The organism is Pseudomonas asgharzadehiana, from assembly GCF_019139815.1.
Taxonomy (GTDB): domain Bacteria; phylum Pseudomonadota; class Gammaproteobacteria; order Pseudomonadales; family Pseudomonadaceae; genus Aquipseudomonas; species Aquipseudomonas asgharzadehiana.
Genome location: NZ_CP077079.1, coordinates 2,413,905 through 2,426,018, shown reverse-complemented (window position 1 = coordinate 2,426,018; position 12,114 = coordinate 2,413,905). Strand labels below are relative to the sequence as shown.

At 51.9% G+C, this 12,114-nt stretch carries 9 protein-coding genes; 7 read left to right on the top strand and 2 right to left on the bottom strand.

The window, feature by feature from the left end:
• Window positions 1-148 precede the first annotated feature (148 nt).
• Window positions 149-1,123 carry a GlxA family transcriptional regulator gene (locus tag KSS96_RS11295; RefSeq protein WP_217856277.1) on the top strand — a complete coding sequence of 325 codons (975 nt, stop codon included), beginning with the start codon at window positions 149-151 and terminating at the stop codon, window positions 1,121-1,123.
• Window positions 1,124-1,164: 41 nt separating this feature from the next.
• Here the strand turns inward: KSS96_RS11295 and KSS96_RS11290 are convergent, their stop codons facing one another.
• Complete coding sequence (locus tag KSS96_RS11290) at window positions 1,165-2,712, bottom strand: IclR family transcriptional regulator domain-containing protein (RefSeq protein ID WP_217856275.1); 1,548 nt, start codon at window positions 2,710-2,712, stop codon at window positions 1,165-1,167.
• A 171-nt stretch (window positions 2,713-2,883) separates the two neighbouring features.
• On the opposite strand from KSS96_RS11290, the gene KSS96_RS11285 reads away from it, so the two are divergent.
• The 4 genes from KSS96_RS11285 (at window position 2,884) to ydiJ (ending at window position 9,286) form a co-directional block, all read left to right on the top strand.
• Window positions 2,884-4,233, top strand: a complete 1,350-nt coding sequence (locus KSS96_RS11285) for an MFS transporter (RefSeq protein ID WP_217856273.1) — start codon at window positions 2,884-2,886, stop codon at window positions 4,231-4,233.
• Between the two features lie 10 nt (window positions 4,234-4,243).
• Window positions 4,244-5,218, top strand: a complete 975-nt coding sequence (locus KSS96_RS11280) for a hydroxyacid dehydrogenase (protein ID WP_217856271.1) — start codon at window positions 4,244-4,246, stop codon at window positions 5,216-5,218.
• A 33-nt stretch (window positions 5,219-5,251) separates the two neighbouring features.
• Window positions 5,252-5,890: an RraA family protein gene (locus tag KSS96_RS11275; RefSeq protein WP_217856269.1), complete on the top strand. Its 639-nt coding sequence runs from the start codon at window positions 5,252-5,254 to the stop codon at window positions 5,888-5,890.
• Between the two features lie 342 nt (window positions 5,891-6,232).
• Entirely contained in the window at window positions 6,233-9,286 is a 3,054-nt protein-coding gene (gene ydiJ, locus KSS96_RS11270) for a D-2-hydroxyglutarate dehydrogenase YdiJ (RefSeq protein WP_217856267.1), read from the top strand.
• A 77-nt stretch (window positions 9,287-9,363) separates the two neighbouring features.
• Here ydiJ and KSS96_RS11265 read toward each other — a convergent pair whose 3' ends face one another.
• Entirely contained in the window at window positions 9,364-10,320 is a 957-nt protein-coding gene (locus tag KSS96_RS11265; RefSeq protein WP_217856265.1) for a GlxA family transcriptional regulator, read from the bottom strand.
• Between the two features lie 193 nt (window positions 10,321-10,513).
• On the opposite strand from KSS96_RS11265, the gene KSS96_RS11260 reads away from it, so the two are divergent.
• Window positions 10,514-11,404 (top strand): MBL fold metallo-hydrolase, encoded by an 891-nt coding sequence (locus tag KSS96_RS11260; protein WP_217856263.1) that lies wholly within the window; start codon window positions 10,514-10,516, stop codon window positions 11,402-11,404.
• A 94-nt stretch (window positions 11,405-11,498) separates the two neighbouring features.
• Complete coding sequence (locus KSS96_RS11255) at window positions 11,499-12,041, top strand: cysteine hydrolase family protein (protein ID WP_027912478.1); 543 nt, start codon at window positions 11,499-11,501, stop codon at window positions 12,039-12,041.
• Window positions 12,042-12,114 lie beyond the last annotated feature (73 nt).

Below are 12,114 nucleotides of genomic sequence, written 5' to 3'. Positions count from 1 at the left end.
CCTCACATGTGACATCTGGCTATCCTGCATAGCTTTAGATAAGCCTAACAATAGACGGAAATCGGTTAGAAAAATGACAAAACGTTGATGATTCCTGCCAAGATCCCCCCAGTCCACGAAGTGCTCTCTAAGGAGGGTTTAATCCAAAATGCCTAGCAAATCTGTTCAGATCATTACCTACCCTGAAGTCAGCCTGCTCGACTTAGCTGGCCCTTTAGACGTGTTTATCGCGGCGAACCATTTCGCGCATCCCGATAATCCGCCTTACTCTTTATCCATTCTATCGTTGAGTCGCACGACGGAGATTTTCTCCAACTTCTCGCTAAACGCCGCTATTTTGGAAGCTGAAACACCGGCAGCGCACACGCTGATCGTGCCAGGCGGGCCTGGGATTCATAAATTTTGTGACCATCCAAAATTTTTTACACAATTTGTAAGACATTCTGAAAAAGCTAAGCGTCTAGTTTCCGTCTGCACGGGCATATTTGCGCTAGCGACTGCCGGAAAATTAGACGGGCGAAACGTGACGACTCACTGGTCTGCCTATGACAAGTTGGAACTTGACTTCCCTCTCGCAAAAGTAAGGCGCGGGCCTATATTTATTAACGATGGAGATCTATGGACTTCGGCTGGCGTTACGTCAGGCATCGATCTAGCTCTTGCAATAGTCGAAGCAGACTTGGGGCATGCTGCGGCACTAGAAGTTGCACGACATTTGGTTGTTTTTCTGAAGCGTCCTGGAGATCAGAACCAATTCAGTTCATCATTGACTCTACAATCCAATAGCAGTCAATTTTCAGACCTACACGCATGGCTTAACGCCAATCTTAGTGGCGATTTATCGGTATTTTCGCTAGCCAATTTCATGAATATGAGTGAACGAACATTTGCTCGGAAGTATCGTGAGGCCAATGGCTGTACGCCTAGCAAAATGGTAGAGAAAATTCGCTTGGAAGCTGCTCGTCATATGCTGGTCACGTCACGTACGCCACTCAAAACGATTGCCCACAAGTGTGGCCTAGGTAATGAAGCAACCTTGATACGCTGTTTTATGAAAAACTATGCTGTAACACCTGGTGAGTATCGCGCACGCTTCAAGTCTAGTGAGGAAACAAGAAAATGAAGCGCCCAGAATTCTTTCACAAGCAAGCAGCTCGTAGGTTATTACTGAGCTTTGAGGCCTAAAGACAACAAACGCTCAATCCTACCTGTTGATTCACGCATTAGGTTAATGAGCGTCGGCAAGTCGCGCTCATTTTTGCGGTATTGAGGAATAGTTGCGGAAATAGAACCTCGAATTTTACCATCGACAAAAAAAGGCACTGCTAAGCCAAAAGCCCCTAGCACACGCTCACCTTCACCAGTTGCCCAACCCCGTTTTTTAATAGTTAACAGATCCTCCTTAAGTGCCTTGCGGCAGGTAATGGTAGCATCCGTAATTTTTACAAGATCAAGAGAGTCAACTAAGTGTGGATCGCAGTGAGCCAATACAGCCTTCCCGGCAGCACCGGCATAGAGAGGGACATTCACGTTGATTTGAAGCTTGTATTGGATTGGTCTCCATCCCTGTATGACGTCAAGAAACTCGGCTTTTCCAGTCACACCATCGAATGAAAGAAGCGCAATTGTTTCACCGGTCTCTTGGACTAATGAAGACAATATTTTCTTGGTAATATCAGCAAGATTGCGATGGGCGGAGTTCATCTTTGCCGCCCATTGGTAAAGCCTTGGGCCAGGGAATAAAGTACCCCCAAACAAGCTGACCAGTTCAGCCTCAACACCAGACTGTATGAGTCGCTTGGCCGTGGCCGCATTGCAAAGAAGATGATCATTTAAGTGAGATGACGTAATTATGCCGTCAGGAAAGGCGCAGGAAAGCAGGAGAAGCCTCTCAAGACGGTTAACTGTAGACTTACTATCTTTCGTAGAGATGCAGGGATGGGCCTGAAGATTTTGAAGGCTCTTCGACTCAATGTCAGCCATTATCTGTCCGATGACTCGTAGCACATCTGCATCCAACTGCTGTTGCATTTTTGAGTATGCATTTCCAGCGGAGTGGAGAGAGACTGATACGATAAGTCCGTTCGTTGCACTTCCTACGCGGATGGACAAAGCGCTGGGGAACTCAGGCTCCGATAACTGCCCTAGGGCATCATTCGTCCGAAAGATGTAATCTACATCACCCTTCTCATCTCGCGGGCTTAAACGTGAAGCAATGGTCTCTAGATATTTAGCAAACTGTCTACCAATATCTCCAAACGTAAGTGGGTACACCACGCCTAGCTGAGGCCTGAAGGTAAGTGTTGCATTAGCTTCGCTACATGCAGCTATAAAATAGCCCCTACTTTGCGGGCAGTAGACAGAGACAAGAGCTGTGCACTTTGAGGCATCAGCGAGCTCACTGAGCAATTCACCGTTCCGGCCAAGAAGCACACTTGAATCGCTGAGCGCTTTCGTCAGGACGTCGATTCTGGGCCCTACGCTGTACTTACCAACTCCTAACTCACTCGCTAGGCCGATCTCAACCAACGAGACCAGAATCCGATTAACGGTGCTCCGGCTCTCTGAAAGCTCTGCCGCAAGCTCTCGCACGCCCCACGGCTCCCCGCCAGTTCGCCTCACGAGTGCATCGACAATCTGAATCAACCTGGTATGGCTGGACGCCGGGGCAACAGCCAATGACGTTGGAATAGAGCGATTTGATTGAGACATCACGAGTCATATCAAGGGTTCGGACCCCCATTCTGGGGTCTAACGCTGCCCAACGGCAAATCACATCCTCGCTGTTGACAACAGGCCCAGCGTTCTAGAAGCTAGACAAACAATAACAGGACGCTGTCCCATTTTTTGAATGAGGCCTATGTCCAATAACCCGAGGTGCCCATGAACAACAATAACGTTATGGCCGAGCCCGTCGTGCAGACCGTCGAAGAGACGGAACAGACAAGAAAGGCCAAGAAAGCAACGCGGGCTGCTGTATTTGGTACATTTGTCGAGTATTACGATTTCAGCGTCTACGGATATGTAGCCGCGACCCTCGCAGCGGTTTTCTTTCCCTCGGACAATGCGACAACCGGCCTGCTTAACACTTTCCTTGTATTCGGGTCCGCGTTTTTGGTGAGACCACTTGGGGCTATCGCTTTCGGCTGGCTAGGTGACAAAGTAGGCAGACGCTTCAGTCTGATCGCTAGCATCACCCTGATGGGTGCCGCGGCTACGCTCATTGGTCTACTGCCAGGCTACGCGCAAATCGGTGTATGGGCCCCTATCCTTTTGGTTGCGTTGCGCATGCTTCAGGGGTTCTCTGCCGGTGGCGAGATCGGTGGAGCGGCGAGTTACATTCGCGAATGGGCACCACCTAAACGCCGCGCCTTGTACATCTCTTTTCTTCCTTCCATTGCACAGTTCGGTAAAGGCTTGGCGGCAGCGATTGCCGGTTTGGCAGCGGCCTATCTCACAGATCCTGAAATGCTAGCTTGGGGCTGGCGTATCCCATTCCTTCTAGCTCTGCCGCTCGGGATTATTGGTCTTTACATGAGACTGAGCATTGAGGACAGCCCTGAGTTTGCCTCCAAGAAGAACGATGCCGAAGTCAAGAAAGGCCAGCCTTTCGCTGAGCTGATCCGCGACTATCGCAAGCCTTTGACCAAGGTGATCATGATCTCGATGGTGCAAAACATCGGCACCTATATCGGAACTGTATTCATTGCAGCGTACTTCAGTTCAATTCTCGGATACTCCAAAAGCCAAGCGTCCACCATCGTGTTGGTTGCTGTGATCCTTGCTGCGTTTTTAATTCCCCTCGCTGGTCAGCTCGGCTCGTATCGCGGCGGAAAATCGATATTGCGCTATGCATACGTGGCCTATGCCTTGTTATCGATACCGTCCTTCATGCTGATGCAGCAAGGCTCAGTAAGCTTGGCTATGGTCGGACTTGCCCTCGGCATGATCCCTTACGCCCTCTGCCAGGCGGGCACCTACTCGGTAATGCCGGAATTCTTCCCGATGCATATCCGCCACACCGGTGTCGCATTTGGCCACAGCGTAGGCGCGGTTATCGGCGGAGGCTCAGGCCCATTCCTGGCCACATGGTTGATCGGAGCCACCGGCAACCAGTCCACGCCCGCATTCATTCTGTGCGCATCAGGTCTCTTGGGACTGATCGTTATCTCGACCGTTCGAAAAAATGCACCGGCGGCTGGCGATGACGCCAACACCCACCAATTCTCATAAGGTGATAATCATGTCTTTGATCTATGTGACAAGCCCTATCCATCCAGATGTATTGAAAGCCCTTTCTACGGTAGGTGAAGTTCGACTCGGCTATGGCCCAGATGCGGTGTCTTATGCAGATATCCAACAACGAGTAGGTGCCGTATTTTTGCGCGGTGGCCACATCTCTGCGGAGATGATCGCCGCCTCCCCTAAACTGCGGATCGTCGCTCGGCACGGAGCGGGATACGACAACGTTGACTACAAAGCAGCAGCCGAGTTGGGTGTCTGGGTAACCAACACACCAGGCGCAAACAGAAGAAGTGTTGTCGAGCATGTGTTCGCTTTACTACTGGGTATCAGCCGCAAGCTTCAGCTAGCGACTGATCAGACCCGAAATAATATTTGGGCGGCAGATCGGCTGTCTCTCACGGGCATAGAACTCGAGGGTCGCACCTTAGGTTTGATTGGATTTGGCGACATTGGTCGGCACGTTGCGCCAGTTGCTGAGGCCTTTGGTATGAAGGTTCTGGCGACTGACCCTGCTTATGATTCGAGCTTCGATAAACGCATGGTCGATCTCGATACCTTGTTAACTCAGGCAGACGTTGTGAGCCTCCATGTTCCTCTGCAAACAAGCACTGAGAGTCTCATTGGTGGGGCGGAAATCGAAAAGATGAAGACCGGTGCCATCCTGATTAACACCAGCCGCGGTGGCGTGATCGATGAAGCTGCAGTTGCTGACGCCCTGCGCAGCGGCAAGCTGGGTGGCGCGGGAATTGATGTTTTGGCTGCTGAAAACATCGACATGATCACCCCGTTCAGTTGCAACCAATTCCCCATTGCCGATCTTCCAAACCTACTTGTGACGCCTCACGTCGCAGGGCAAACAAATGAGTCATTGTTGCGCGTTGGCATGAGCGCAGTTGAGGCTATTGCCGCTGTCTTGCGCGGCGAAGCTCCCCAACATCCAGTCAACAATCCTGTATCCAAGACGTTCAACTAATAGCACTCCGAACAGATTCACGCCGAGGTCACCATGTTTATCAATGTATCTGATGAAAGCATTACCGTGAGCGCAGATTGGGAACGCGCTTCCCTTAAAGAAGTTGAAGAGATATCCCATTACCCGGTTGCACTAATCGGTGACGTATTACAGCGCCTCGGAATGATGGCGTCCGCTATCCACCACGTTGCAGGTAAAGCTTCGTTCTACGGAACGGTACTGCCTATCCTCACTTGGGAAGGTGACAACCTGGCCATCCACCGGGCGTTAGACGATGCCAAACCAGGTGATGTTCTAGTGATCAACGGCAACGGTGAAACCAACCGTGCGGTCTTTGGTGATTTGCTGGGTGAAGTGTGTCTGGCTCGCAAGGTCGCAGCGGTGGTCATAGATGGCGCGGTTCGAGATGTGGAGGAGCTGACTGCTATGGGGCTTCCGACTTATGCGCGCGCCGTGAGTCCTGCTGGCCCATCAAAGTACGGCCCGGGCCAGGTCGGTGCTCCGGTTGCCTGTGGCAATGTTGTTTGCAACCCGGGCGACGCAATTTTGGGCGACAAAGACGGGATTGTCGTCATCAGCCGCCACCTCGTTCCAACGCTCGCAGACAAGCTCAAGATCCAGGATGGGATCGAAAACACTTTCAGAGAAAAGGTCCGCGCGAGCATTCGCTAAGAGCCGCCGGAGCTTACAGGGGTATTATTTAGCCACCCGTGAATAACGTTCGAGCACTGAATTCCTTTTGGAGAAATTGCTTCAGCGCTCGTGAAATCCAGAGCCGACAGGTTGAAGTAGAGAAGTCATCTCACCCGACGATGAAATCCGAATAACCCATCGGTGCCCAAGTCCTCGATCTGGCACCGGAAAATGTGATCGGCGCTTCATCCTTCGGGATAATGCGGTGAAGCTATACGACTTCGATACCTAATCTCTCAAACATCCCTAAGGGCATCGCCGTCTTTCCGACGGCCCAAAGTTAGTTAGCCAAAAAAGCCGCAAAGCGGCTGGAGTTCTATCATGATCGCACGGTTGCCACCGCCCAAAAATCAAAGCGTGAGCTACAACGACTTTCTGAAGCAGCTCGCTAAAACAGGCTTCCGAGGGGACATTGTTCACAGCTACGGGCAGCGGATGGCGCTTGCGACGGATAACTCTATTTATCAGCGAATGCCTCAAGCAGCCGTATTCCCCGTTGACGCTCAGGACGTAGCGATCCTGGCGACTCTGGCCGCCGATCCTAAGCATAGGTCGGTCGTGCTGACACCACGAGGTGGCGGCACCGGCACCAATGGTCAGTCGTTGACTGATGGTATCGTCGTCGACCTGTCACGCCATATGAACACCATTCTTGAAATTAACGCTGAAGAGCGGTGGGTGCGCGTTCAAAGTGGTGTGGTGAAAGATCAACTGAATGCTGCGCTTAAACCTTACGGACTTTTCTTCGCGCCGGAGTTATCCACGTCCAACCGAGCAACGATTGGCGGCATGATTAACACCGATGCCAGCGGCCAGGGCAGCTGTACTTATGGCAAAACCCGCGACCACGTTCTAGAGCTTTCCACGGTATTGCTTGGAGGTGAGTTACTCCGCAGCGGGGTACTAGAGCAAGGTGCTCTGGAGCAAGAAACTGCGCGCCCGGATCGGATCGGTGAGGTTTACCGGTGTGCGGTCGACATCGCGGATAATCAGGCAGATCTGATTGAGCATACCTTTCCTAAACTCAACCGCTGCCTCACGGGCTATGACCTTGCGCACCTTCGCGAACGGGGTGATCTGTTCAATCTTAACAGTGTGCTGTGCGGCTCCGAAGGCTCCCTGGGTTTCATTATTGAGGCCAAACTCAACGTCTTGCCGATCCCTAAGTATTCCATCCTGGTTAACGTACGTTATGCCAGCTTCATGAATGCGTTGCGCGATGCGAAGGCATTAATGCTGCTCAAACCTTTGTCGATTGAGACTGTCGACTCTAAAGTCCTGATGCTGGCGATGAAGGACATCGTCTGGCATGGCGTTGCCGAATACTTTCCTGCAGACCCGGACAAACCTACCTCGGGCATCAACCTCATCGAGTTCAGCGGCGACGATGAAGCTGCTGTCCAGCAAAGCGTTCATGACTTCGTCTTGCATCTACAGAGCGACACGTCTGTGGTGCGCTTGGGCCACACATTCGCAATAGGCGCCGATGCAGTCAAGCGTGTCTATGCGATGCGTAAACGGGCGGTTGGACTGCTGGGCAACGTCACGGGTGAAGCTAGGCCGCAGCCTTTTGTAGAAGACACCGCTGTGCCTCCAGAGAACCTTGCTGACTTCATCCAAGAGTTTCGGGCGCTGCTGGACGGCTATGAATTGCAATACGGAATGTTTGGTCATGTTGACGCCGGCGTACTGCATGTGCGCCCGATTCTGGACATGAAAGACCCGGTCCAGGCTGCATTGATCCGCCCCATTTCCGACGCCGTCGCTGCCTTGACTCAAAAGCATGGCGGCTTATTGTGGGGCGAACATGGGAAGGGATTGAGATCCCAATATGTCCCAGATTACTTCGGTGACCTTTACCCTGCGTTACAAGATTTAAAGGCTGCTTTCGATCCGTACAACCAACTTAATCCTGGAAAAATCGCAACCCCCAAAACGGTACCTGAAGCTCGGCTTACTCAGGTAGATGGCATTGAGTTACGAGGCGACTTAGACCGCACAATCGACGAACGCGTATGGCGAAGCTTCGACACCGCTGTCCACTGCAACGGGAATGGCGCCTGCTACAACTTTGACCCAGACGACGCCATGTGCCCCTCATGGAAAGGCACCCGTGACCGCGTTCATTCACCCAAAGGACGTGCTTCCCTTATTCGCGAATGGTTGAGACTGCAGGGTCAGCAAGACATAGATGTGTTGGCGACAAGTGATCACATTCGGTCAATCAGCAACGTCGCCAGCCTCGCAAAACGAGCAGTCAACACGGTCGCACAGAAAATGGGGCAGCAAGACTTTTCCCACGAAGTTTATGAAGCAATGGCTGGGTGCCTCGCGTGTAAATCCTGCGCTGGACAATGCCCGGTCAAAGTAAACGTGCCTGAGTTCCGCTCGCGTTTCCTAGAGCTGTATCACAGCCGTTATCTGCGTCCTTTAAAGGATTACTTGATCGGCTCGCTGGAATACACGATTCCCTACATCGCTCGCTTTCCGCGCCTGTATAACTTTGTCATGGGCTCCCGCCCGGTACGCTTCGTTCTGGAGCATGTCGCCGGGATGGTCGATAGCCCATTGCTCAGCATCACGGACTTCGACGCTGTATGCCTTCGTTGGAACGTTCAGATCGCAACGCCTGAACTCCTGTCGACATTGGGTAAACAGCAGCGCGCTCGCAGCGTAATCATCGTCCAGGATGCCTTTACCCGCTACTTCGAAACCCCCGTGCTCTCGGACTGGATCGAACTGATTGCAAGGCTTGGCTATCAGATCTACCTCGCCCCGTTTGCGCCCAATGGCAAACCGCTTCAGGTGCAAGGTTTCATCAGCACTTTTGAAAAAGCTGCCCATTTCAACAGTGACGCTCTGAGTCAGCTTCAGGGCTACGAAATAGCGCTCGTAGGGCTCGATCCCGCGATGACTCTGGTGTATCGCCAGGAGTATGCGAAGACATTGGGCAGCAGCAAAGCCCCCACAGTTCTACTGCCTCAGGAGTGGCTGTCCAGCACGGTTCAACAAATTCCGAGTGCCAAAGATGCCGCGCCCTATTACTTCCTCCCACACTGCACTGAAAAAACTAATGAGCCGAGCAGTATCGGTCTTTGGCAGCAAATCTATGAGCGCATGGGACTGAATTTACAGATTCAACCAAGCGGGTGCTGCGGCATGTCTGGTACCTATGGACATGAGGCAAAGAACGTCGACACTTCAGAGGTGATCTACAAGCAGTCTTGGGCGCCGCTCGTGACAAAATTCAATGCTTCTGGCCGGTTATTGGCCGATGGATATTCTTGCCGTAGCCAAGTAAAACGACAGGACGGAGTAACCGTTTTACATCCACTACAAGCCTTGCTCTCTGTTGTCAGGAAAACGACAGCCTAAGCGCCGAAACAGCATTACCACTGCAGAAGACTGAGTCAAAGGCTCGGCTACAGGCTCACTGCAATGCGCTTTAGCCCTCATTTCGCAGAAAACGTACGCCGATATTCAGAAGGCGATGTGCCGAGGTGAACGCTGAATTGTTGCCTAAACGATAAAGGCGTTCCAAATCCTGCTTCACCCGCAACACATTCGATAGGCAGGTCAGTGGTCTCCAAAAGCTCCTGTGCTCTGGCAACCCGCTGAGCATTCAACCACTTTGAGACGGTACTGCCAGTCGCCTCTCTGAATCGCCGAGTAAATGTGCGCCTACTCATCTTCGCCATGTCGGCCAATACGTCGAGCGACAGATCGTTAGAAAGGTTCGCTCGGGCCCACGCCATAACTTCAGACAGATGAGTCTCGCTGGACAGGTGCGGCACAGGGTGTTCAACGTACTGAGCTTGGCCTCCCTGTCTGTGCGGCGGCGTCACCAGCATCTTCGCGGTGCGATTCGCGACATCAGCACCGAGGCGCTGGCGAATCAGATGAAGGCAACAGTCAATTGCCGCCACAGTTCCCGCAGAAGTCACGATATTGCCATCGCTGACGTAGAGCACTTCAGGCCTGAAGCGAACTTCTGGGAAACGTCGCGCAAACTCTTCTCGGGCGGCCCAGTGAGTGGTTGCTTCCTTGCCATCCAGTAATCCAGCATCTCCCAGGACGAATGAGCCTAAACATAACCCAACTATAAGCTTACCTTGAGCATTGGCCAGTTGGAGCGCTTTCACCAACTGGGCAGATGCACCTACTAATTGATCGCCCCATGCTGGGATGACGATTACATCAGATTCCTCCATCAGTTCGAGACCATGAGCGACCGTTAAGTCGAGGTATTGGTCGCTAGCGACCATCCCTATCTTTTCTGCGCAATAATTGACCTCATACTGAGGTTCACCAGGTGCGGATTGAGCAGTGCCTAGCACCATTCCAGGCACAGAAAGATGGAACAGGCTGACACCTTCAAAAGCCAAAACAGCAACACGTATGGATCGCATCAAATAGCCTCGCGTTGACAGTCGACCGCTTAAACAAGAGCGCTTTCGGTGATTGAATGCTTCTCTCGTGCTGTCTGACAGTTTCGCCGATCGACTGGCCCGATTATATCGAAATATGTCCTTCAGGCCACTATTGTGATGCGACGCAGTCGGCAAGAATGCGGTTCTCTACAGACTAATAGGATCAAATCCAATGATTTTCAGAAAACTGCCTCTGGCACTCAGCTTCGCTTGCGCTACTGCCAGCACATGGGCATTCGCCAATACAGATGTCTCGCCCGCACCGATCACGACCCAAAAAGTGGATTTTCAGCAAATTCGTAACGCAACAGTGAAAATCACCTACGGCGACACAACGTTCCTGATCGATCCGATGCTCGCGAAAAAAGGAACCTATCCTGGATTTGAAAATACGTACCGAAGCGATCTCCGCAACCCAATGGTCGATCTCACCGAATCACCTACCGAAGTAATCACTGGCGTGGATGCTGTCATCCTCACACACACGCATCTTGACCATTGGGACGATGCCGCGCAGAAAGCGCTGCCTAAGGAAATCCCTCTATTCACTCAAGATGAGGACGATGCGAAACTGGTTCGTTCCCAAGGCTTTAAAAATGTGCACGTACTGACTGGCGAAGCTGAGTTTGGCGGAGTCAAAATCACTAAGGCAGGTGGTCAGCACGGCACCGATGAGATGTATGCCGTGCCTCCCCTCGCGAAACTTCTGGGCGAGGCAATGGGCGTTGTGTTTCAAGCCCCAGGCTACAAAACTCTTTACCTTGCCGGCGACACCATCTGGCGAAAAGAAGTAGATCAGACTATTCAAAAATATCAGCCCGAAGTTATCGTACTTAATACCGGGAAGGCGAAGGTGAATGGGTTCGATAGCGCAATCATCATGGGTGAGGACGACGTCCTACACGCATCCCAAGCGGCAAAAAACGCGAAGATAGTCGCCGTGCATATGAATGCTATTAACCACACCTCGCTAACACGTGAAGCGCTGCGCATTTACGTCAAGAAGCAAGGTATCGAGAGTCGCGTAGATATTCCGGAAGACGGCGCTTCGCTGGAGTTCTGAATTAAACCTCTCTAGGTCGGGGTAAAGACAAATTCTTTACGCCCCGATCTCGGCCTTAACCACCATATTTAGATAAATTGACCGGAGATCGTTCATGAAACGAGGTCTTGTAGTAGTTGATCTGCAAAACGAATACCTACCTACCGGCAATTTGCCTTTGACCGGCATTGACGCTGCTGTAGAGAATGCTATCCGGGTAATCAGCCACGCGCGCGATACGGGTTTTCCTGTTTTTCACATACGGCATGAGTCTGCTAAAGACGCTCCGATCTTTGCAAAAGGATCGACTGGTGCGGAAACTCAACCAGACGTAGCTCCGCAAGGTAACGAGCCTGTAATCGTAAAAAAACACATTAACGCCTTCAGGGAAACTGATCTGAGGCAGCAACTGGAAGCCGCTGATGTGAAGGAAATCGTAGTCATAGGCGCGATGAGCCACATGTGCATCGACGCCGTAGTACGCGCTGCAGCAGACATGGGATATCCCGTGACCGTACTGCATGATGCCTGCGCCACCTTGGATCTGACATTCCACGGCGTGACCGTTCCTGCCGCCCAAGCGCATGCAACCATGATGGCCGCATTTGAATTCGGCTATGCAAGCGTCATATCGGTAGACGAATATCTGAGGGCTTAAACGCTTATTTTTCGGTTGAGGAAGCGCTAATTGCCCCACTCTAGGACAGCTCCAATTCCAGTGCGTTTGGGGA